20 protein-coding genes are annotated in these 21947 nt (G+C 60.6%); 17 read left to right on the top strand and 3 right to left on the bottom strand.

Going from position 1 to position 21947, the window contains the following annotated elements; all coding sequences use genetic code 11:
• The first annotated feature begins 124 nt into the window (after nt 1–124).
• Both efp and nusB read left to right on the top strand, forming a co-directional pair.
• Nucleotides 125–688: an elongation factor P gene (gene efp, locus MHY22_RS01295; RefSeq protein WP_023021466.1), complete on the top strand. Its 564-nt coding sequence runs from the start codon at nt 125–127 to the stop codon at nt 686–688.
• Nucleotides 689–726: 38 nt separating this feature from the next.
• Nucleotides 727–1365, top strand: a complete 639-nt coding sequence (nusB, locus tag MHY22_RS01300) for a transcription antitermination factor NusB (protein WP_370658822.1) — start codon at nt 727–729, stop codon at nt 1363–1365.
• A gap of 217 nt (nt 1366–1582) precedes the next feature.
• On the opposite strand, the gene MHY22_RS01305 is transcribed toward nusB, so the two are convergent.
• The 3 genes from MHY22_RS01305 to MHY22_RS01315 all read right to left on the bottom strand — a co-directional run bounded on the left by MHY22_RS01305 (nt 1583) and on the right by MHY22_RS01315 (nt 4003).
• Nucleotides 1583–2092, bottom strand: a complete 510-nt coding sequence (locus MHY22_RS01305) for a YbjN domain-containing protein (RefSeq protein ID WP_239277660.1) — start codon at nt 2090–2092, stop codon at nt 1583–1585.
• On the bottom strand, nt 2085–2576 hold the full coding sequence (locus MHY22_RS01310; RefSeq protein WP_086587601.1) for a YbjN domain-containing protein: 492 nt from the start codon (nt 2574–2576) through the stop codon (nt 2085–2087). Before MHY22_RS01310 ends, MHY22_RS01305 begins: the two co-directional genes overlap by 8 nt.
• A 74-nt stretch (nt 2577–2650) precedes the next feature.
• Nucleotides 2651–4003: a TIGR01777 family oxidoreductase gene (locus MHY22_RS01315; RefSeq protein ID WP_239277661.1), complete on the bottom strand. Its 1353-nt coding sequence runs from the start codon at nt 4001–4003 to the stop codon at nt 2651–2653.
• Nucleotides 4004–4148: 145 nt separating this feature from the next.
• Between MHY22_RS01315 and pyrR the strand changes: the two genes are divergently transcribed.
• From pyrR to MHY22_RS01390, 15 genes are all read left to right on the top strand, one after another.
• The gene (gene pyrR / locus MHY22_RS01320) at nt 4149–4757 is read left to right on the top strand and encodes a bifunctional pyr operon transcriptional regulator/uracil phosphoribosyltransferase PyrR (RefSeq protein ID WP_239277663.1); all 609 of its coding nucleotides are present in this window, start codon (nt 4149–4151) and stop codon (nt 4755–4757) included.
• A gap of 2 nt (nt 4758–4759) precedes the next feature.
• On the top strand, nt 4760–5716 hold the full coding sequence (locus MHY22_RS01325) for an aspartate carbamoyltransferase catalytic subunit (protein WP_179386552.1): 957 nt from the start codon (nt 4760–4762) through the stop codon (nt 5714–5716).
• A gap of 34 nt (nt 5717–5750) precedes the next feature.
• Entirely contained in the window at nt 5751–7088 is a 1338-nt protein-coding gene (locus tag MHY22_RS01330; protein WP_239277664.1) for a dihydroorotase, read from the top strand.
• 23 nt (nt 7089–7111) lie between these two features.
• Nucleotides 7112–8293 carry a glutamine-hydrolyzing carbamoyl-phosphate synthase small subunit gene (gene carA, locus MHY22_RS01335; protein ID WP_239277666.1) on the top strand — a complete coding sequence of 394 codons (1182 nt, stop codon included), beginning with the start codon at nt 7112–7114 and terminating at the stop codon, nt 8291–8293.
• A gap of 25 nt (nt 8294–8318) precedes the next feature.
• The gene (carB, locus tag MHY22_RS01340) at nt 8319–11660 is read left to right on the top strand and encodes a carbamoyl-phosphate synthase large subunit (RefSeq protein WP_239277668.1); all 3342 of its coding nucleotides are present in this window, start codon (nt 8319–8321) and stop codon (nt 11658–11660) included.
• On the top strand, nt 11644–12483 hold the full coding sequence (pyrF, locus tag MHY22_RS01345; RefSeq protein WP_239277670.1) for an orotidine-5'-phosphate decarboxylase: 840 nt from the start codon (nt 11644–11646) through the stop codon (nt 12481–12483). Before carB ends, pyrF begins: the two co-directional genes overlap by 17 nt.
• Nucleotides 12484–12742: 259 nt before the next feature.
• Nucleotides 12743–13063 carry an integration host factor, actinobacterial type gene (gene mihF / locus MHY22_RS01350; protein WP_005328460.1) on the top strand — a complete coding sequence of 107 codons (321 nt, stop codon included), beginning with the start codon at nt 12743–12745 and terminating at the stop codon, nt 13061–13063.
• Between the two features lie 8 nt (nt 13064–13071).
• A complete protein-coding gene (gmk, locus tag MHY22_RS01355; protein ID WP_005324892.1) occupies nt 13072–13641 on the top strand; it encodes a guanylate kinase in 570 nt (189 codons plus the stop codon).
• 40 nt (nt 13642–13681) lie between these two features.
• Nucleotides 13682–13984 (top strand): DNA-directed RNA polymerase subunit omega, encoded by a 303-nt coding sequence (rpoZ, locus tag MHY22_RS01360; protein WP_005324891.1) that lies wholly within the window; start codon nt 13682–13684, stop codon nt 13982–13984.
• A gap of 129 nt (nt 13985–14113) precedes the next feature.
• On the top strand, nt 14114–15361 hold the full coding sequence (gene coaBC / locus MHY22_RS01365; protein WP_239277671.1) for a bifunctional phosphopantothenoylcysteine decarboxylase/phosphopantothenate--cysteine ligase CoaBC: 1248 nt from the start codon (nt 14114–14116) through the stop codon (nt 15359–15361).
• 109 nt (nt 15362–15470) lie between these two features.
• Nucleotides 15471–16703: a methionine adenosyltransferase gene (gene metK / locus MHY22_RS01370; RefSeq protein ID WP_239277672.1), complete on the top strand. Its 1233-nt coding sequence runs from the start codon at nt 15471–15473 to the stop codon at nt 16701–16703.
• Between the two features lie 11 nt (nt 16704–16714).
• The gene (locus MHY22_RS01375; protein WP_239277675.1) at nt 16715–18754 is read left to right on the top strand and encodes a primosomal protein N'; all 2040 of its coding nucleotides are present in this window, start codon (nt 16715–16717) and stop codon (nt 18752–18754) included.
• A gap of 99 nt (nt 18755–18853) precedes the next feature.
• A complete protein-coding gene (def, locus tag MHY22_RS01380; RefSeq protein ID WP_239277676.1) occupies nt 18854–19366 on the top strand; it encodes a peptide deformylase in 513 nt (170 codons plus the stop codon).
• A 76-nt stretch (nt 19367–19442) separates the two neighbouring features.
• Nucleotides 19443–20390 (top strand): methionyl-tRNA formyltransferase, encoded by a 948-nt coding sequence (gene fmt, locus MHY22_RS01385; protein WP_239277679.1) that lies wholly within the window; start codon nt 19443–19445, stop codon nt 20388–20390.
• Nucleotides 20387–21940 (top strand): RsmB/NOP family class I SAM-dependent RNA methyltransferase, encoded by a 1554-nt coding sequence (locus MHY22_RS01390; protein ID WP_239277680.1) that lies wholly within the window; start codon nt 20387–20389, stop codon nt 21938–21940. Before fmt ends, MHY22_RS01390 begins: the two co-directional genes overlap by 4 nt.
• The last annotated feature ends 7 nt before the right edge of the window (nt 21941–21947 follow it).

Raw genomic sequence — 21947 nt, forward strand, 5'->3', positions numbered from 1 at the left:
AGTCACTCCGCTGGTAACTGTGGGGAAGAAATGGGGGACCGGTAATACCCCAAGGGGCAGTTGTCCGGTAGGCTTAAACATTGTTTTCAACCTTTAGTCCACAATTTTCGGGAGTTTAACCGCAATGGCTGATACTACTGATTTCAAGAACGGCCTCGTTCTGAAGATCGACAACAAACTGATGCAGATCGTTGAGTTCCAGCACGTCAAGCCGGGCAAAGGCCCAGCCTTCGTGCGTACCAAGCTCAAGGATGTTGTCTCCGGTAAGACCGTGGACAAGACCTGGAATGCTGGCGTTAAGGTAGAGACCGCTACCGTGGACCGCCGCGATATGACCTACCTGTACAACGATGGCACCAGCTACGTTGTTATGGATGAAAAGACCTTTGAGCAGTTCGAGCTCCCGCCGGAGAAGTTCGGCGATGCCGCTCGCTTCCTGCTGGAGAACATGCGCGTTCAGGTTTCCTTCTACGAGGATGAGGCACTGTTTGCCGAACTGCCTATCTCCGTAGACCTTAAGGTCGAGCACACCGAGCCTGGCCTGCAGGGTGACCGTTCTTCCGGCGGCACCAAGCCCGCCACCTTGGAAACTGGCGCTGAGATCCAGGTTCCGCTGTTCATTGAGATCGGCAATGTTCTCAAGATCGATACCCGTACCGGCGAGTACCTCTCCCGCGTTAACAACTAGGGCATCTGACTGTGTCTGATAACACCCCTAAGCGCGATATCAACTACAAGCGGCACACCGCGCGGTACCGCGCGCGTCGTCGTGCCGCCGATATCCTCTACGAGGCAGAAAACAGGGACGTTGACCCCGTTGCCATCGTGGAGGATCGCATCGCATTGGCACGTGAGGATCGCAATGCGGTAGCACCTGTCGCCGAATACACGCAGGTCATTGTCAAGGGCGTCGCTGAAGAGCTGGATGCCATCGATGACACCATCTCTCGCTTCCTTGCCGAGGACTGGGAACTGCACCGCATCCCGGCCGTTGACCGTGCGATCCTGCGCCTATCGGTGTGGGAGCTGCTGTTCAACCCGGATATTCCCACCGCTACTGCAGTCGTGGAAGGCGTGGAGATTGCCTCCCAGTATTCCAACGATCAAGCAGCGCCATATATCCACGCTGTGTTGGATGACGTGGCGCAATCCCGTTCTGCGGAAAACCCGATGTCCGCAGAACACCAGGGCAGCGATGCGGATGCCGACGGCGAGGATACGACCGACGAGGAGTCGGTAGACTCTAAGAACGCGGAAGATGCGGCCGAGGATACCTCCGCATCCACCGCTTCGGACTCCGCTGCCGCGGCCGACGGCTCGGCTGTAGCAGACGGTTCTGCGCAGCAGGACCCCACTGCGGAATAGCCAGATTTAGACTGGCCCGCATACTTAAACCGCCCGCCCAGCTCGATGGTGAAGAGCTGTGGCGGGCGGTATTTTCATGGCCAAGACAGAGCCAATCGACGCCCATTTTCGTGTCTCCATGTGCCCAGAACGGCCAAGAGGAAAAGAACTCTCCCCGTCATCCTTGCGCCGTTGTTAAGGCGGAAGGAGAGGGGAGAGCAGTGGATGCTAGAGCGGCTTAGCTCTGCGCAGCGTCGCCTGCGGCGACATCGTCAGAACCAGCCTTGGCTGCGGTCTCGGAGCCAAGCTTGGCCATCTCTTCGGCGGCAGAAACCATGGCATCCTGGCCGCGGATGACGCCATCTACGGCGGTCTTCAGGGCAGCCTGCAGCTGCTCGTCGGTCATGCCGGCGGCGGCAGGGATATCGCGCTCGGTGCGCACCACGAGCATGTCATCGTGTTCCGAGATAACTGCGCGGGCGCCGAAGGCCACGGAGTTGATCTGGTTTGCCGCGAGGAAGAGGCCGGCGTCGGCCTTGGAGTAGGCGGCGTCGGTAGGCACATCGCAGCGGACAATAACCACGGAATCAAGAACCGCAAACATGGTGGGCAGGCCGTTGAGGTTAGCGGTAGCTGCCTCAATATCGCTGTCCATCTTGGTCAATTCGATGTCGAAGGTGCGCATGGCCTCGACAACGCGGTCCAGGGTGATCTCCGGCAGATTGTTTTCGGTAGAGGCATTAGTCATGGTTGTGCTCCTCCCAAGTCACGAGCTGTGGGTAGTGTTCTTCCACGAAGGCGAAGGACTGCAGCATAGAATCCAGCGTGGACATCACGAAGGCGCCGATCTGATTGCGGGACAAACCGTGGGCGATGTTGATCTCGCGGACGCCGGAGACGGCGAGGTTATTCTCGGCAGACTCGAAGAAGCGCAGTGTCGGCGCGAAGTGCTGCTGGTTCCACTGGTTGAGTACCATCAACAGGCTTGGGCCCTCAGAAGAAGGCACATTGCCGCGCCACACGGAATCTGCCACGAGCACATCATCGCGCACCTGCATGGCGATGGCGACGTTGGAGAACCCAGTGCGCAGGATCTGCACGGTTTCTTCCTCGCTCACTGGCTGCTCTTCGAGGCGGTATTCCAAGTTCTCAGATGCAAAGATCTCGCCGATGCGCTCGAGAGTTACGGGTTCTACCGGCGTATCGGGATACAGGGTTGGTTCTTCAGACACTTAAGTAGTCTCAATCCATGTACTAATCGGGGATAAAGGTCAACCTTTGCTAGTTTACCTAAGTTCTTATCTAGCTACTGGGACTGCCATAGGCGCTCGCCGCCAAGTTCGTGGGCGAGAGCAGTATCGATCGTGGGGTACCGGAACGTATGCCCGATGTTTTGTAGAACGGTGGGGCTTACGCGTTGTTGCGCCAAGGCCAACTCTTGGGCGCCTTCCTTGCCCAGCAAAATTGCGGGACCGAAGGGTGGAACGGGGAGCAGGGCTGGGCGGTGTAGCTCTGCACCGAGGGCTTTGACGAAGTCCTTGTTGAGCACCGGGTTAGGCGAGGCCGCATTGACCGGGCCTTCTAGCGAATCGTCCACGATGGCGCGGAAGTAGGCATCCGTCAGGTCATCGAGAGCAACCCAGCTGAACCAAAACTCACCGTCGCCGAAAGGGCCGCCCAGGCCGGTAGAGAAGAGGGCGCGCAGCAGTGGCAGTAGGCCGGAACCGCCCGACATGGCGATGCCGGTACGAATATTGACTACGCGGGTGCCCGCGGCGCGGGCGGGTTCGCAGGCGCGCTCCCAGTCGACCACCACGTCTGCCAGGAAGCCCTCGCCAGGTGCGGAGTCTTCGGTGAGGACCTCATCGCCGCGGTTGGATCCGTAGTAGCCCACGGCAGAGGCGCAGACCATGGTGCGGACGGAATCCGTGGTGCCCGCTAGACGGGCTAGGCGCTCGGTGGGGCCAACGCGGGAATCGCGGATGGCGGCCTTGTGCTCATCGTTGAAGCGGCCGAAGATGGGTTCGCCTGCCAGGTGGACGAGGACATCGACGCCGCGCAGGAGGTCGGGATCGGGATGTTCTGGCCGCCAGGTGCGCTGACCTTTGCTGGCCGTGCCGCGCACGAGCTGGATCACCGTGTGCCCGGCGGTGCGCAGCTGTGCGCTGAGCGCTGCACCCACGCTGCCGCGGGAGCCGGTCATGGCGATGGTTAGTGGTTCGGTGTTTAAGGAGGCGTCGGCAAGCCGCCGGAGAAAGGAAAAATCCTCAATGAGCTGGTGCTGCCGATAAGCAAAGACCGATTCCAGCGCCGCCGAAGGGATGCGGGTAGTGACTTCATCGCGAACGAGCGTGCCGTCCGGGTGATCCGCAAAGGTGTGGTGGTGCTGCCATGTGGCAAATTTGCGAATGGGCGAGTTTACGCACACATCGGTGAACTCATAGCCCTCGCGGTACTGGGAAAGTTTATGCTGAGCAGTCCAGCGCAGGCCGCCCGGAAGGCCCAGGATGGAGGTGCCATCGCCTAGGCTCTGGGCCTGCTGGATGGGTTTCATGAAGGCAAAGGGCGCGTTCAGACGGGTTAAAGCTCCTTGGCGGGTATGCCATTGCCAGACCTGCTCGCGCGGGGCGGGAACTATGTGTTCGGCGGAAAAACTCACTGACTGATACGCCTCCTTCTTTTCGCCCTCACCCAAATGGTGGGGAAGGTGCTAGAGTATTCTGTGTCTAAGAGCATAGACATTTTTGAGACCATCAACCGGCATCCTTTAAAGACCGCACCGTGAGGCGGGGAAGGAGGTCACGATGAGTGGAACTGACGCTACCGCGAAGCAGCTAGAGCTTTTAAGCTCCGATGACGTTTCGCGTACCGTTGCACGCATCGCGCACCAGATCATTGAAAAAACGGCGCTCGATTCCGCGGACGCACCGCGGGTCATTCTGCTTGGCATTCCCTCTGGTGGCGTGCCACTTGCACAGCGCCTAGCGCACAAGATTGAAGAATTTTCCGGGGTCGCAGTCCCATGGGGCTCTCTCGATATCACTCTCTACCGCGATGACCTTTTGAATAAGCCGCATCGCGCACTCCAACCGACGACGATTCCCACCGGTGGTATCGATAATGCCATCGTCATCTTGGTCGACGATGTGCTGTATTCCGGCCGCACAATCCGCGCCGCCTTGGACGCGTTGAGTGACGTGGGCCGTCCGGACATTATTCAGCTGGCCGTCTTGGTAGATCGCGGCCACCGCGAGGTTCCTATCCGCGCCGACTATGTGGGTAAGAATCTGCCCACCGCGCGAGAAGAAGACGTCACCGTATACAACAGCGAGATTGACGGCCGGGATGCGGTCGTATTGACCCGAGCCGCCGCAACAACTGACGGAGCTGGCTCCGAAACGGGGGAGGCATAACCATGAAGCACCTCATCGATATGGCAGAGCTGGACCGAAGCGAAATCATCGGTCTAATGGATGAAGCGGATCGCTTCCGGGAGGCCCTAGAAGGCCGCGAAGTAAAGAAGCTGCCGACCCTGCGGGGGCGGACTATCTATACCCTCTTTTATGAAAACTCCACCCGCACCCGCTCTTCCTTTGAAACGGCCGGCAAGTGGATGTCCGCGGACGTCATTAACCTGTCTGCCTCCACCTCCTCGGTAAAGAAGGGCGAGTCCCTGAAGGATACGGGCCTTACCTTGGCCGCCATCGGCGCCGATGCGATCATCATGCGCCACCCTTCCTCTGGTGCGCCCCAGCAGCTAGCCCAGTGGGTTGCCCCTAATGGCAAGGGTCCTTCAGTGATTAACGCGGGCGACGGCGCGCACCAGCACCCAACGCAGGCGCTTCTCGACGCCGTCACGATGCGTCAGCGCCTGGGACTGCATAGCGACGAAGGCTTTGCCGGCCTGAAGGTCAAGATTGTGGGCGATTGCCTGCACTCGCGCGTCGTACGCTCCAACGTAGATTTGCTCACCACTCTTGGTGCTGAGGTAACCCTCGTGGGCCCAGCCACCCTCATGCCCTTTGGGGTAGAGAATTGGCCAGTGCGCGTGTCCTATGACTTTGATGCGGAAATCGCAGACGCCGACGTCGTCATGATGCTGCGCGTGCAGCAGGAGCGCATGAACGGCGGCTTCTTCCCCTCCCACCGCGAGTATGCCAACCTCTTTGGCCTGTCTAAGGATCGCGCGGCGGCCATGCATAAGGACGCCATCGTCATGCACCCAGGCCCGATGCTGCGTGGCATGGAGATTAACTACGGCGTCGCAGATTTGGACAAAACTGCGGTCCTACAGCAGGTGCACAACGGTGTACACGCCCGCATGGCGGTGCTGTTTACCCTGCTGACCAATGGCGAAAACGCCGGCATCTAAAACCGCGACCCACACTCAACTTTAGGGAGAGACAATGACTACTTACCCGGAAACCGGTCGCCTTTCCGCGCCGGCGGAATCCCCACTGGTGATTAAGAATGTGCGCCTGTACGGCGAAGGCGAGCCCACCGATGTCGTGGTCAAGGACGGCATCATCGCTACCATCGGCGCTCCGGCAGAAGCCGAGGATGCACAGGTCATCGACGGCCAGGGCAACGTGCTCTTGCCGGGCCTAGTGGATATGCACGTGCACCTGCGCGAGCCTGGTCGCGAGGATACCGAGACCATCGAGACCGGCTCCAAGGCTGCCGCCAAGGGCGGTTTCACCGCCGTGTTCACCATGGCTAATACCAACCCGGTGACCGACCAGCCGATTATCGCTGAGTCCGTATGGGCCAAGTCCCAAGCACTGGCGCTGTGCGACGTCCACCCGGTGGGCTCCATTACCAAGGGCCTGGAAGGCAAGACGCTGACTGAATTCGGCATGATGGCCCGCTCGGACGCCAAAGTCCGCATGTTCTCCGATGACGGCAAATGCGTCCAGGATCCGCAGCTTATGCGTCGCGCCTTGGAATATGCCAAGGGCATGGACGTGCTGCTGGCACAGCACGCCGAGGATGACCGCATGACCGGTGGTGCTTCCGCCCATGAAGGCGAGACCGCGGCCAAGCTCGGCCTGCGCGGGTGGCCGCGCGTGGCGGAGGAATCCATCGTGGCCCGAGACGCCCTATTGGCGCGCGACTACGGCAACCGCGTGCACATCTGCCACGCCTCGACCCAGGGCACCGTGGAGCTACTGAAGTGGGCAAAGGAGCAGGATATTCCTCTCACCGCCGAGGTAACCCCGCACCACCTGTTAATGACCGATGACAAGCTGCGCACCTACGATGGCCTCTTCCGCGTCAACCCGCCGCTGCGCGAACAGCGTGATACCGAGGCCCTGCGCGAGGCGCTGCTCAATGGCACCATCGACTGCGTCGCCACCGACCACGCCCCGCACGGCTCCGAAGACAAGTGCGTGGAGTTTGAAAATGCCCGCCCTGGCATGTTGGGCCTGGAATCTTCTTTGGCCGTCATCGCCAAGATCTTCGTCGAGACCGGCTTGGCCGATTGGCGCTTTGTTGCCCGCGTCATGTCCGAGCGCCCTGCAGAAATCACCCGCCTGCCGGGCCATGGCCGCCCCATCGCGGAAGGTGAGCCGGCTAACTTGACCATCGTGGACCCAAACCACCATTGGGTTTCTGATTCCTCGAAGCTGGCCTCCAAGTCCGAAAACAATCCGTACGCTGGCGAAGAATTTGGTGCCCGCGTTACCCACACCATTTTGCGAGGTGCCGTCACTTTTGACTTGGCAGCCTCCGAAGAAGACTAACCTTGCACACTGAAACCACCTATATGGCAGAGAAAGGCCACGACGTGACTGATAGAACCCCAGCAATCCTCGTTCTCGCGGACGGGCGCACATTCCGCGGTTATGGCTTTGGCGCCACCGGCACCACCTTGGGCGAGGCCGTATTCACCACGGCGATGACCGGCTACCAGGAAACCATGACGGACCCGTCCTACCACCGCCAGATCGTGGTATCCGCCGCGCCGCACATTGGCAATACCGGTTGGAATGATGAGGACAACGAGTCCCACGGAAACCGCATCTGGGTTGCTGGCCTCGTTATCCGCGACCTTGCACAGCGCGTATCCAACTGGCGCGCGGAGCGCAGCCTAAGCGAGGAGATGGAAAAGCAAGGCGTCATCGGCATCCGCGGCATCGATACCCGCACCTTGGTGCGCCACCTGCGCAACTACGGCTCCATCGCCGCCGGCCTGTTCTCCGGCGAAGATGCTCAACGCCCAGTAGAGGAGCTGCTCAAGGAAGTTAAGTCCCAGGACTCTATGGAAGGCGCCGATCTCGCCGCGGAGGTTTCTACCGACGAGCCGTACACGGTTGAAGCCGTAGGGGAGAAGAAGTACACCGTCGTTGCCTTCGACATGGGTGTTAAGACCGCAACCCCGCGCCACTTTTCCCAGCGCGGCATTGAAACCATCGTGGTGCCCGCAAATACCTCCTTTGACAAGGTGAAGTCCTATAGCCCGGATGGCGTCTTCGTCTCCAACGGCCCGGGCGACCCGGCTACCGCCGACGAAATGGTGGGCATCATCAAGCAGGTGCTCGAAGCTAAAATCCCGTTCTTCGGCATCTGCTTTGGCAACCAGCTCCTGGGCCGCGCGCTTGGCCTGGACACCTACAAGATGAAGTTTGGCCACCGTGGCATCAACGTGCCGGTGCGCAATAACGTGACCGGCAAGATTGATATCACCTCCCAGAACCACGGCTTCGCGCTGAAGGCGCCGGAAGGCTATGACCTAAACAGCAACGACGCCGAGTTCGCCACCGACTTCGGCCCCGCGCAGATCACTCATATCTGCCTCAATGACGACACCGTGGAGGGCGTGGCATTGCGCAACGGCATGGCCTACTCCGTGCAGTATCACCCAGAATCCGCGGCGGGCCCGCACGATGCCAACCCGCTATTTGATCAGTTTGAAGAACTGATGGCTAACCACACCCCAAATAAGTAGACAACCAGGAAAAGGAAGAATAACTATGCCAAAGCGCAACGACATCAACCACGTCCTGGTCATCGGCTCCGGACCGATCGTCATCGGCCAGGCTTGCGAGTTCGACTACTCCGGCACCCAGGCCTGCCGCGTGCTCAAGGAAGAGGGCCTGCGCGTGACGCTGGTCAACTCCAACCCGGCCACCATCATGACCGACCCTGAGTTTGCGGATCACACCTACGTCGAGCCCATTGAGCCGGAATATATCGAAAAGATTCTGGTCAAGGAGCGCGAAGAGGGGCACCCCATCGACGCTGTGTTAGCTACCTTGGGCGGCCAGACCGCGCTGAATGCCGCAGTGCAGCTGGACCGCCAAGGAATTTTGGACAAGTACGGCATTGAGCTCATCGGCGCCGATATTGACGCCATCGAGCGCGGCGAGGACCGCCAGAAATTCAAGGACATCGTCGCCTCCATCGGCGGTGAGTCCGCCCGCTCCGCTGTGTGCCACAACATGGATGAGGTCCACGAGACCGTCGACAATCTCGGCCTGCCCGTCGTAGTCCGCCCGTCCTTCACCATGGGTGGTTTGGGCTCCGGTCTGGCCTTCAATAATGAAGACTTGGACCGCATTGCCGGCGGCGGCTTGGCCGCATCCCCTGAGGCCAACGTACTCATTGAGGAATCCATCCTGGGCTGGAAGGAATACGAGCTCGAGCTCATGCGCGATGGCGATGACAACGTCGTGGTCGTTGCCTCCATCGAAAACGTCGACGCCCTAGGCGTGCACACCGGCGATTCCGTCACCGTCGCCCCGGCGCTGACGCTTACTGACCGTGAGTTCCAGAAGATGCGTGACTTGGGCATTGCCATCATCCGCGAGGTCGGCGTCGATACCGGCGGCTGCAATATCCAGTTCGCGGTCAACCCGGACGACGGCCGCATCATCGTCATCGAGATGAACCCGCGCGTGTCCCGTTCCTCCGCGCTCGCCTCCAAGGCCACCGGTTTCCCGATTGCCAAGCTGGCTGCCAAGCTCGCCATTGGCTACACCTTGGACGAGGTGCAAAACGACATCACCGGCGAGACCAAGGCAGCTTTCGAGCCGACCCTGGACTACGTCATTGTCAAGGCCCCACGCTTTGCTTTTGAGAAGTTCCCGGGTGCCGATGACACCTTGACTACCACCATGAAGTCTGTGGGTGAGGCCATGGGCATCGGCCGCAACTACATCGCGGGCCTGAACAAGGTCATGCGTTCTTTGGAGAACAAGCCGAATGGCTTCTGGACCAAGCCGGATGAGTACTTCGCGGGCGAGCGTGCCACTGACCTGCAGGCCGTGCTCAAGGATCTGGAGCGCCCAACCGAGGGCCGCATGTACGACATCGAGCTAGCCCTTCGTCTTGGCGCTTCTGTAGACGAGGTCCACGAGGCTTCCGGCGTAGACCCATGGTTCATCGCTGAGCTGGCCACGTTGGTGGCCTTCCGCCAGGAGCTTATCGACGCCCCAGTGCTCACCGAGGAGCTGCTGCGCGAGGCCAAGGTCTTTGGGCTTTCCGACGCCCAAATCGCCGCCCTTCGCCCAGAATTCAACGGCGAGGATGGCGTACGCAGCCTGCGCTGGCGCATGGGCATCCGCCCCGTGTACAAGACGGTAGATACCTGTGCCGGCGAGTTCGAAGCACAGACCCCGTACCACTACAGCTCCTATGAGCTTGACCCGGATGCCGAGACCGAGGTTCGCCCGGCACCGGAAGGCTCCAAGGGCAAGGTCATCATTTTGGGCTCCGGCCCTAATCGCATTGGTCAAGGTATCGAGTTTGACTACTCCTGCGTTCACGCGGCCCTGGAACTTTCGGATCAGGGCTACGAGACCGTCATGGTCAACTGCAACCCGGAGACCGTCTCCACCGACTATGACACCGCAGACCGCCTCTACTTCGAGCCGCTGACCTTCGAGGACGTCATGGAGGTCTACCACGCGGAGGCCGCTTCCGGTGACGTTGCTGGCGTGATTGTCCAGCTGGGCGGCCAGACTCCGCTGGGCCTTGCCGCCCGCTTGGAGGAGGCAGGCGTTCCGGTTGTGGGCACCAGCCCCGCAGCTATCGACTCCGCCGAGGATCGCGGCGAATTCGGCAAGGTCCTCGATGAGGCAGAATTGGCAGCACCGGAATACGGCACCGCCACCTCCTTCGCGGAGGCCCGCGAGGTTGCTTCCTCCATCGGCTACCCGGTACTGGTTCGTCCGTCCTACGTGCTGGGCGGCCGCGGTATGGAAATCGTCTACGACGAAAAGGCGCTGGAAGACTACATCGAGCGCGCCACCGAGCTGTCTCCGGACCACCCGGTTCTGGTGGACCGCTTCTTGGATTCCGCCATCGAGATTGATGTTGATGCGCTGTGCGACGGCACCGAGGTCTACCTGGGCGGCGTCATGGAGCACATCGAGGAGGCCGGTATCCACTCCGGTGACTCCTCCTGTGCGCTGCCTCCGATGACACTTGGACCCGAGGACATTGAAAAGGTCCGCACGTCCACCCGCTTGCTCGCCGAGGGCATTGGCGTCAAGGGCCTGATGAATGTCCAATTCGCCTTGAAGGACGACATCCTCTATGTCATCGAGGCCAACCCACGTGCTTCCCGTACCGTGCCGTTCGTCTCCAAGGCCACCGGCGTACCACTGGCTAAGGCAGCTTCTCGCGTCATGATGGGCTCGAGCATCGCGGATCTGCGTGCCGAAGGCATGATTCCTTCCGAATACGACGGTGGCTCTTTGCCGCTGGAGCACCCGATTGCCGTCAAGGAAGCAGTCTTGCCATTCAATCGCTTCCGCCGTCCCGATGGTAGCCTGCTCGACACGCTGCTCTCGCCAGAGATGAAGTCCACCGGTGAGGTCATGGGCTTGGCTACCAACTTTGGCGCGGCCTATGCCAAGGGCGAAATCGCAGCCTTTGCCGTACCGCCCACGGAGGGCACCGTCTTCGTTTCTGTTGCCAACCGCGACAAGCGCACCCTGATCTTCCCGATTCAGCGCCTAGCCAACATGGGCTACAACATCGTCGCTACCGCCGGCACCGCCCAGATGCTGCGCCGCAACGGTATCGAGTGCGAGGTTGCTGCCAAGGTCTCTGAGGCCAAGGAAGGCGAAGAGTCCATCGTGGATAAGATTTTCAACGGCGAGATTGACTGGATTCTCAATACCCCGGCCGGCTCCGCCGGTGCCCGCCACGATGGCTACGATATCCGCGCCGCCGCCGTACACATGGAGATCCCGCTGGTGACCACCGTGCAGGGTGTAACCGCAGCCGTCCAGGGCATCGAAGCGATGCGTATTGGCAACCTGCAGGTACGCGCACTCCAGGAGCTTGAGCATGGCCCACAGCACTAAAGGATTTGGCGAGCGGCTAGAAGAAGCCGGGCAGGAACGTGGGCGCCTGTGCGTTGGCATCGACCCGCATCCATATCTCTTGGAGAAATGGGGGCTGGAGCCCACCGCTGAAGGTCTGCGGACCTTTAGCATGCGCTGCGTTGAAGCCTTTAGCGATACCGCCGCCTTGGTAAAGCCACAGGTCGCTTTCTTTGAGCGCTTTGGCTCTCAGGGCTTCGCGGTCCTGGAAGAAGTCTTGGCTTCCCTGCGGGAAGCGGGGTGCCTTACTGTTGCCGATGCCAAGCGCGGCGATATTGGCTCCACCATGGCCGGCTATGCAGATGCGTGGCTCGGCGCTAGCTCGCCGCTGCGCGCAGACTCTGTGACCGTGTCGCCCTATCTAGGCGTTGGCGCACTGGGGCCGGTATTCACCAAGGCCCAAGAAACTGGCCGCGGTGTATTCGTCCTCGCCGCTACCTCCAATCCGGAGGCGCGTGACATCCAGTCGGTCCCGGTGGGCGAGGAGAGCACTATCGCTCAGGGCGTCGTCGATGAATGCGCCGCGTTCAATGTCGAGGCGAACAAGGCCGACAAGCCTGGCGATGTCGGCGTAGTCGTCGGCGCTACGTTAGACAATCCGCCGCGCCTCGATGCACTCAATGGTCCGGTGCTTCTGCCCGGTGTTGGCGCCCAGGGCGCTGGCCCAGAGCAGGTGCACAGCATTGTTTCTGCTCATCCCTCGCTGGGATTTGCCAATGTGTCCCGAGCAGTGCTGGAGCAGGGTCCGGACGTCGCTGACCTGCGCAAAGCAGTTGCTCAGGTGGCAGCGGAGTTCCGGGACTAGAACGGGCGGCGTGGCTGATTAACAGCCGCGCCGTTTACCTGGTACTTTGTTTAAGGTATGTGCGGTGACGTGCTAAAATAGGCGTGCTTTTGGACCCGCTAATCGTCACCGTTCAATGAGCAGTGCTAGGATTGCCAGAAGTCGGTTTGCTCGAAGGTTATTAATAACTTTCCGCGGTGTATTAACTGCGTTAGGCAACCGTAATCTGGTACCAAGTACTAGACGTAACAGAATCAATCTAATGAATCGGAGGAAACCCGTGGCCCTTCCAAAGTTGACTGATGAGCAGCGCAAGGAAGCTCTCGCAAAGGCCGCTGAGGCCCGCAAGGCTCGCGCCGAGCTCAAGGCTGCGCTCAAGCGCGGCGAGACCGACCTGAAGGACGTGCTCGAAAAGGCTGAGACCGATGAGATCATCGGCAAGACCAAGGTTTCTGCACTCCTCGAGGCTCTGCCGAAGGTTGGCAAGGTCAAGGCTAAGGAAATCATGGAGGACCTGGAGATTGCTCAGACCCGTCGTCTGCGCGGCCTAGGTGAGCGTCAGCGTCGTGCTCTCCTCGAGCGTTTCGGTTACGGCGAATAGTCACAACCATGGCTGACGCAACTGCACGCGGGCGCCTCGTCGTATTGGCGGGGCCTTCCGCAGTGGGAAAATCCACCGTAGTTTCGCGTCTGCGCAGTGACGTCGAGGGGCTGTATTTCAGCGTGTCTATGACCACGCGCCAGCCCCGCCCCGGGGAGCAGGACGGTGTCGACTACTTCTTCGTCACCCCAGAAACCTTCCAGGAGCGAATTGATGCCGGGGAGATGCTCGAATGGGCTGATATCCACGGCGGATTGCAGCGCTCTGGAACGCCCGCCCAGCCGGTAGAGGAAGCTTTGGCCGCTGGCCGCCCGGTACTCGTTGAGGTGGATCTCGCGGGTGCCCGGAGTGTTAAGAAAGCGCTGCCGGAGGCAGACCTGGTCTTTTTGGCACCCCCGTCATGGGAGGTACTTGTGGAGCGGCTTACCGGCCGCGGTACTGAGCCGCAAGACGTCATTGACCGTAGGTTGCAAACTGCGCATGAGGAACTAGCCGCACAGGACGAGTTCGATCACGTCGTTGTGAACGAGGATCTGGACGAGGCAGTATCTGCCATTAGTGATATCCTGCGGGCATAGACCTCCTTTTTGACCATCTTCAATCAATGTAAAGGTGCATGTGACTAACGTGACCACCCCTTCTAACACTGAAGCCGCAAAGGCGGAACCAGTATTTGATGATCCGATCGGCATTACTGATCCCCCGATCGATGAGCTTTTGGACAAGGTTTCCTCTAAGTACGCTTTGGTCATCTTTGCCGCTAAGCGCGCACGCCAGATCAATAGCTACTACCAAGAGCAGGATGAAGGTGTCTTCGAGTTCGTAGGCCCGCTGGTTACCCCAGAGCCAGGCGAAAAGCCTTTGTCCATCGCATTGCGCGAGATTGATGCTGGCCTGCTTGACCACGAGGAAGGCAAGTAGCTAGCACTAAGCGTGTAATAGCTTTAAGGCTCCACGCGCCGCCACGGATGTGCATCCCCGAATTAGGGTGCACCTCTTGGTCGCGGCGGGTGGAGCCTTTGTCTATGTTGGCAGGTACCATCGTGCGGTGTGACTGATAAAGATACCTCTCGCAATATTGTTCTGGGCGTCGCTGGCGGCATCGCTGCCTACAAGGCGTGCCACCTCGTGCGCAACCTCAAAGAAGCGGGCGATGACGTCCGCGTTGTCCCCACGGAAAGTGCACTGAACTTCGTGGGCGCGGCCACGTTTGAGGCACTGTCCGGCCATCCCGTCGCCACGAGTGTGTTTCAGGCCGTGGATGAGGTGCAGCACGTCAACGTAGGACAGCATGCGGATGCAGTGGTCATTGCGCCTGCCACCGCGGATCTTATCGCGCGGTTGGCTGCAGGCCGAGCAGACGATTTGCTCACGGCCACCGTATTGGTCGCGACGTGCCCGGTTATTGTGGCCCCGGCCATGCACACTGAGATGTGGCATAACCCCGCTACGCAGGACAACGTGGCTACTTTGCGGCGCCGCGGTATTACCGTCATCGAGCCCGCCCACGGACGCCTTACCGGCAAGGATTCTGGCCCGGGTCGTTTGCCGGAGCCGGAACAAATCGCGGAGATTATCCGTACTGAACTAGCAGGCTATCGAGTGCAGCACACCTGGCAGGGCAAGAAAGTCGTCATATCAGCCGGCGGTACCCAGGAAGAGCTGGATCCGGTCCGATACTTGGGTAATCGCTCTTCCGGCAGGCAGGGATTCGCGCTCGCGGAATGGGCCGCCCAGATGGGGGCCAAGGTCACCCTCGTTGCGGGTAATACCGCCCAGCTTCCTGTGCCAAGCGGCGCGAAGCTCCGGCACATTGTCTCCACCCGTGAGTTGGAGGACGCCATGCGCGAGGAGTCCCGCGATGCGGACGTGGTGATCATGGCCGCTGCAGTCTCTGACTTCCGTCCGGCGGTGGTCGCCGAATCAAAGATGAAGAAGGGGCAGGCAGACGATGCACTCTCGACGCTCCATCTGGTGGAAAACCCGGATGTGCTCAAAGGGCTTGTCGCTGCGCGCAACCGCTCGGAAATCCCTGCCGAGTGCGTAATTGTGGGGTTCGCCGCCGAAACCGGTGATGCTCAGAAGTCCGCCTTAGACTACGCCCAGGAAAAGTTTGCGCGTAAAGGCTGCGATGTGCTCATGGCCAATGAGGTCGGGCGCGGAAAGACTTTTGGTCAAAAGTCCAGCGAGGGGTGGATCTTGCGCCCGGATTCCGCGCCGCAACGCGTGGAGCATGGCTCGAAGCAGGTTGTCGCCGCTCAGATTCTTTCGGCCGTGAATGAAATGTTTCAAGGGTAGACAACTAAAATTGCTTTTATAGACCGCTTGGTCTAGGCTTGCGAGGTATTAGGCTTGGGCGTAGAAAACCCACAGCATCGAATCAACAGTGAGAACAAAGGAAGTTTTTGTGACTGATAACGCTGCAGTGGCAACTCGTCTTTTTACCAGCGAGTCCGTTACGGAAGGCCATCCCGATAAGATTTGTGACGCCATTTCTGACGCCATCCTTGATGCCCTGCTAGAAAAGGATCCAGCATCCCGCGTGGCCGTTGAGACGTTGGTAACCACCGGCCAAGTCCACGTGGTGGGCGAGGTTCGCACCGAGGCATACGTCGAAATCCCGGCGCTGGTGCGTGACACCCTTAAATCCATCGGTTTTACTTCTTCAGAAGTCGGCTTTGATGGCAACACTTGCGGTGTGAATATCGCCATCGGCGAGCAGTCCCAGGAAATTGGCGCGGGCGTAGATAACTCCACTGAAGCCCGCGCCCATGACGAGGACTATGATGCCGAAAACGATACCGCTGGCGCAGGCGACCAGGGCCTGATGTTCGGCTATGCTTCCAATGAGACCGCTGAGTACATGCCACTGCCTATCGCTTTGGCGCACCGCCTGTCCCGCCGTCTGACGCAGGTACGCAAGGAAGGCATCGTCGATCACCTCCGCCCGGATGGCAAGACCCAGGTTACCTTTGCCTATACCGACGACAATGAGCCGTCCCACCTGGATACCGTGGTCATTTCCACGCAGCACGATGCCGAGGTCGATAGCGCTTGGTTGGAAGGTCCCTTGCGCAGTGAGGTCCTTGAATGGGTTATCAAGGACGCCGGCTTGGACAAGTACTACACCGAAGAGACGACCTTGTTGGTCAACCCTTCCGGTTCCTTCATTCTTGGCGGACCGATGGGCGATGCCGGTCTTACCGGCCGCAAGATCATCGTCGATACCTACGGCGGCATGGCTCGCCACGGCGGCGGCGCCTTCTCCGGCAAGGACCCAAGCAAGGTGGACCGTTCCGCTGCTTATGCCATGCGCTGGGTGGCTAAGAATATCGTCGCCGCGGGCTTGGCAGATCGCGCTGAAGTCCAGGTGGCTTACGCCATCGGCCGCGCCAAGCCGGTCGGCTTGTATGTGGAGACCTTTGGTACCGCCAAGGAAGGGCTGAGCGATGCGAATATCCAGGCTGCGGTGAATCAGGTATTTGACCTGCGCCCGGCCGCTATCATTCGCGAGCTCGACCTGTTGCGTCCCATCTATGCGCAAACTGCGGCTTACGGTCACTTTGGCCGCACCGACGTTGAGCTGCCGTGGGAGCAGTTGAACCGAGTGGAAGCGTTGCGTGCTGCCGCTGGTCTGTAGAATCGAGGCCTATGTCTAAGAAAACACCCGCCACCCGGAAGCCGGTTGCGCGGGTGTTGCCTCTTTTAGGGGTTGCGCACCTGGACCGAGGATTTGATTACCTCGTTGAAGAGGCAGACTCGGAAGAAGTCCAACCGGGGATTAAAGTGCGCATCCGCTTCAACGGGCGCTTGGTGGACGCGATTGTCATAGAACGCCGGCATGATTCTGAATTTGGCGGCAACCTGCGCTTTATCGAGCGCATCATCTCACCCTTCCAGGTTTATTCGCCGCAGCTGGCCCGGCTTGTCGACGCCCTCGCTGACCGCTACGGCGGGGTGCGCTCAGACATTATCCGCTCCGCTATCCCGCCGCGGCACGCCAAAGCGGAAGAATCCGACCTAGAAACCCCGTGGGAGGAGCTCGGCACCACGAGCGAGCCCGACCTATCAGGATGGTCGGCCTATCAACATGGCGAGGCTTTTGTCGATTCGATTCTGGCCGGCAAGCTCGCCCGTGCCGCCTGGCAAATCGCCCCGGGCGATGATTGGGCACATGCGCTGGCTGCACTCGCTGCCAAAGTGGCGCTTGGGGGAGGAGGGGTTCTCCTCGTCGCCCCGGACCAGAAGGGCGTTGATGCTTTAGACGCCGCGCTTCGCCAGGTACTTGGGGCAAAGCAGATTACGGTGCTGACTAATAGCATGGGCCCGCAGGCGCGCTATCGCCGCTATCTCTCCGCTCTAGTGGGCCAAGCCCGCGTGGTCATTGGTACCAGGTCCGCCGCTTTTGCCCCGGTCAAAGACCTGCAACTGGCGGTGATCCTCGATGATGGCAATGATAATTTGGTCGACAACCTCAAGCCCTATGTCCACGCGAGGGAAGTGCTTACCACTCGCTCAGCCTTCGAAGGCTGCAGCATGGTTTTGGCCAACCATTCGCGGACGGCGGAGACACAGCTCCTCGTGGAATCAGGATGGGCGCACGACGTGGTGGCAAAAGAGCAGACCATATCGGCGCGTTGCCCGGCTATCGAGGCGGTGGGGTCCTTTGGGCTATCGATCGCCCGCGACCTCCAGGGCGGCACCACAAAAGTACAGGCGCAGGCCTTCCAAGCCGCCCACCAAGCGCTGGATAGAGGAGAGCCCGTGTTGGTGCAGGTCCCGCGCAAGGGGTATGCGCCCATTTTGGCCTGTGGCCAGTGCCGAGCGCCGGCTCGCTGCCGGCATTGCAATGGGCCATTGGGGCTGCCGCCCAAAGGGGCGTCGGCAAGCGCAGGCCCGGACGAAGCGGGAATGCCTACCTGCCGCTGGTGCGGTCGCATTGAGGCACGGCATCGGTGCACCGAATGCGGGTCACCGCGCCTGCGGGCCATCGTGTTGGGCTCGGAGCGCACTGCGGAAGAAATGGGCCGGGCCTTTCCCAATACGCGGGTGGTGGTCTCAGGCGGAAACAAGGTGCTCGATGCGGTGGACAATGCGCCGGCGCTGGTCATTGCCACCCCTGGTGCGGAACCGAGAGTAAAAGATGGAGCCTATGGCGCGGCGTTGCTCTTGGATGCCGGGGCATTGCTCAACCGGCAAGACCTGCGCGCCACGGAGGATACCCTAGCGAAGTGGGCGCAGGCGGCTACCTTGGTGCAGCCGCATTTCAAGGGTGGTCGAGTAATCCTGGCGGCCGATGACTCGCTTACCGTAGTCCAGCATTTCCTGCGTTGGGATATGGTGGGCGCGGCCGCGGCAGAGCTTGCTGCCCGGCGCGAAGTGCGCTTCCCACCCGCGGTGCATTTTGCTGCCATCGACGGTGCGGATGCATCCCTAGATGGCTTTGCCGAGCTTGTGGATCTTCCAGACCACGCGGAGGTATTAGGACCAGTTCCCCTTCCGCCGGGGCAGAGCCTGCCTGGTGACTACGATAGCCAGCGCTTTGGCCCACCGCAGCGGCTGGTCGTGCGCACCCCGCTGGGGCCGCGGTCCCAATTGGGGCGGGCTTTGCGCAGCGCCAACGCCGCGCGCAGCGCCCGCAAGGATGACCTGCCTTTGCGCATTGTGGTTGACCCTATCCACGTGGGTTAGCCATATCGGGGCCATAGGCGCTCATGCGCTAATCTCGACGGAGGAAGCCGCCACCGCCGGCCGGCTTGGTCTCGGTACCATGAGAAAGGTGTGATTGCCATGTCCCTTCGAGAGCTGCGTATCTACGGCGACCCAGTCTTGGGCAGCCGCGCGGAGGAAATTAGTAAATTTGATGCTAGTCTGCGTGCTCTGGCGAGCGATATGCTCGAGACCATGGACAAAGCTGGGGGAGTAGGGCTAGCGGCTAATCAGGTGGGGATTTTGAAGCGAATCTTCGTCTATGACTGCTCGCATACCCAATCTGGGCTGCGTGGGGCGATTGTTAACCCGGCCTGGACTCCGGTGGGAGAGCAGCAGCAAACAGGCCCGGAAGGATGCCTATCCATTCCGGGAATTAGCGCGGAAACCACGAGGTTCAACCAGGTTTTTGTGACTGGCCAGGATATTGAGGGGCGCCCTGTGTTCATGGTGGCCTCAGGACTGATGGCTCGGTGCATCCAGCATGAGACGGACCACCTCGATGGGGTGCTCTTCCTACAACGCTTGGAGGCGCCAGTGCGCAAGGAGGCTATGCGCGCCATCCGTGAATCCGAGTGGTTTAACGCCTCGTAGCCCGCTCGCTGTGGCGGCAGCGTTGCGGCGTTGTAGCCTAGTATTTTGAACGACATTAAGAGGAGAGTTTCCCCGCATGCGGATTATTTTTGCCGGTACCCCTGAGCCAGCCGTTGTGGCCTTGGAAAAGCTGCTTGCCTCGTCGCACGAGGTGGTGGCGGTAATCACTCGCCCAGACGCGAAGAAGGGCCGCGGCCGCACTCTTCACCCGAGCCCAGTGAAGGCGCTCGCCCAAGAACATGGCATTGAAGTATTGACCCCAACCACCCTGTGCCCTGACTCGGAGGACGGTCAGGCGCTGCGTGCCCGCTTAAAGGAATTGCAACCAGAGGCGATTCCGGTGGTGGCCTACGGCAATCTGGTGACTAAGGACCTGCTGGAACTACCACAGCATGGCTGGGTAAACCTGCATTTTTCCTTGCTTCCGGCATGGCGCGGCGCGGCACCAGTGCAGGCGGCCATTGCCGCAGGCGATGACGTGACCGGCGCATCAACCTTCCGCATTGAAGAGGGCCTTGATACCGGCCCGGTGTTCGGCACCGTGACGGAGGAGATTAAAGGCACCGATACTGCTGATGACCTGTTGACGCGCCTTGCCTATTCCGGTGGCGATCTGCTCGTGGCCACCATGGATGGCTTAGCGGCGGGGCAGCTGGAGGCACAACCGCAGCAGGGTGAGGCTACCTATGCGCCGAAAATCTCTACCGCGCAAGCCCGCGTGGAGTGGACCCAACCGGCATTTGCCATCGATCGGCACATTCGCGCACATACGCCTGGTCCGGGTGCATGGACCATGTGGGACGAGGCCCGCGTGAAGATTGGACCGGTTAGCCTCAAAGATGAGGCGGCGGTTCCACAGGTACTAGAACCAGGGCAGCTGCACATTGCCAAGAATGCCGTATTCATCGGTACCGGTACGCAGCCAGTCCAGCTGGGTAAAATCCAGCCTCCGGGAAAGAAGATGATGAATGCGGCCGATTGGGCCCGCGGACTAGGCAAGGATGCCGAGGTGAAGTTTCAATGAGTGGAGGTTTCCGTTCCCGCAGCAAGTCCGGGGATAAGTCGCCGGCGGGTAAGCCGCAGGACTCCCACAAATCCGCTGGTGTGAAGGGTCGCGGCGGCCGCCCGCAACGGCAGCCGCATGGTAGCCGCGGTGGGCAGCACAGGGGCCGGCAGGCTGCTGCTAAGGGCCAGCGTCCCGGCAAGCGCCAGGAAAGCGGACTGATTCAGGCCGCGCTGGCTGCGGGCGTGGATGCGCCGCGTGCGGTCGCCTTCGACGTGGTGCGCAGGGTAAGCGAGGATGATGCTTTCGCCAACCTCATTTTGCCCAAGGCACTACGCAAGCAAAAGCTCAAGGGGCGCGATGCCGCCTTCGCCACCGAAATCACCTACGGGACGCTGCGCACCCTTGGCGTAGTTGATGCCGTCATCGCAGAGTGCTCTTCGCGCGGCCTCGAGGCCATTTCCCCAGCCGTGGTTGATGCCTTGCGCCTAGGCACCTATCAAGTTCTTTATACCCGCGTGGAGCCACACGCGGCGGTTGATACCACCGTTCGTTTGGTAGAAGCCGCCGGTGAAGTCAAAGCCAAGGGCTTTGCTAATGGCATCATGCGCACCATTACGCGCACGCCAGCTAAGACCTGGCTGGACAAGCTCGCTCCACAGGGGGAAATCGCCGGCATCGCCTTTAAGCATGCCCACCCCACCTGGATTGCGGAATCGTTTAGCCGCGTGTTGGGCCTAGGGGAGTTGGAGGCTGCCCTGGCGGCAGATTCGGATCGACCTTCGGTGCATCTGGTGGCGCGCCCTGGGGAAATCTCGGCCGAGGAATTGGCCCTGATGACCGGCAATGAGGAGGGGCGCTATTCCCCTTATGCGGTGTACATGGAATCCGGTGACCCCGGCCAATTGGAACCCGTGCGCCAAGGATTGGCGGCCGTCCAGGACGAGGGTTCGCAGCTGATTGCCCGCGCGGTATGCGAGGCGCCCCTCGAGGGCGAGGATACCGGCCGGTGGCTGGATCTCTGCGCCGGTCCTGGCGGAAAGGCGGCCCTCATGGGGGCGCTTGCCCGCATCGACTCCGCGCACGTCGATGCAGTGGAGGTATCCCCGCACCGAGCGGCGCTGATTGGGAAGACGGTGAGCGATTTACCTGTGGACGTCCATGTGGCAGATGGCCGCAATCCCGGCGTGGGGGAGGGCTTTGACCGCGTGCTTGTCGATGCCCCCTGTTCCGGCCTCGGTGCCCTCCGTCGCCGCCCCGAGGCGCGGTGGCGCAAGTCCGAGTCTGACATTACCGAGCTCAACCAGCTGCAATTCGAGCTCTTGTCTTCCGCATTAAACCTAGTGCGTCCAGGTGGCGTGGTCATCTATTCCACCTGTTCGCCAGATCTGCGCGAAACCCGGGGCATCGTTGACCGCGCTGTGCGCGAACTTGGCGCGGAAGAACTCGACGCACATGCTCTCATTCCTGATATGGGCGATGTAGGCCATGAGAAATCCGTGCAAATGTGGCCGCATCGGCACGGTACCGACGCCATGTTCTTTGCGGCCCTTCGCCGCGCAGCCGACTAATCGCGAT

It is taken from the genome of Corynebacterium sp. ACRPO, assembly GCF_022347205.1.
Lineage (GTDB): Bacteria > Actinomycetota > Actinomycetes > Mycobacteriales > Mycobacteriaceae > Corynebacterium.

Coding starts and splice junctions, on each gene's coding strand:
- gmk (WP_005324892.1), top strand. CDS start 13,072: ATGGCTGACGCAACTGCACGCGGGCGCCTCGTCGTATTGGCGGGGCCT.
- def (WP_239277676.1), top strand. CDS start 18,854: ATGTCCCTTCGAGAGCTGCGTATCTACGGCGACCCAGTCTTGGGCAGC.
- MHY22_RS01390 (WP_239277680.1), top strand. CDS start 20,387: ATGAGTGGAGGTTTCCGTTCCCGCAGCAAGTCCGGGGATAAGTCGCCG.
- MHY22_RS01305 (WP_239277660.1), bottom strand. CDS start 2,092: ATGACTAATGCCTCTACCGAAAACAATCTGCCGGAGATCACCCTGGAC.
- efp (WP_023021466.1), top strand. CDS start 125: ATGGCTGATACTACTGATTTCAAGAACGGCCTCGTTCTGAAGATCGAC.
- MHY22_RS01330 (WP_239277664.1), top strand. CDS start 5,751: ATGACTACTTACCCGGAAACCGGTCGCCTTTCCGCGCCGGCGGAATCC.
- fmt (WP_239277679.1), top strand. CDS start 19,443: ATGCGGATTATTTTTGCCGGTACCCCTGAGCCAGCCGTTGTGGCCTTG.
- MHY22_RS01375 (WP_239277675.1), top strand. CDS start 16,715: ATGTCTAAGAAAACACCCGCCACCCGGAAGCCGGTTGCGCGGGTGTTG.
- pyrR (WP_239277663.1), top strand. CDS start 4,149: ATGAGTGGAACTGACGCTACCGCGAAGCAGCTAGAGCTTTTAAGCTCC.
- pyrF (WP_239277670.1), top strand. CDS start 11,644: ATGGCCCACAGCACTAAAGGATTTGGCGAGCGGCTAGAAGAAGCCGGG.
- carA (WP_239277666.1), top strand. CDS start 7,112: ATGGCAGAGAAAGGCCACGACGTGACTGATAGAACCCCAGCAATCCTC.
- MHY22_RS01325 (WP_179386552.1), top strand. CDS start 4,760: ATGAAGCACCTCATCGATATGGCAGAGCTGGACCGAAGCGAAATCATC.
- carB (WP_239277668.1), top strand. CDS start 8,319: ATGCCAAAGCGCAACGACATCAACCACGTCCTGGTCATCGGCTCCGGA.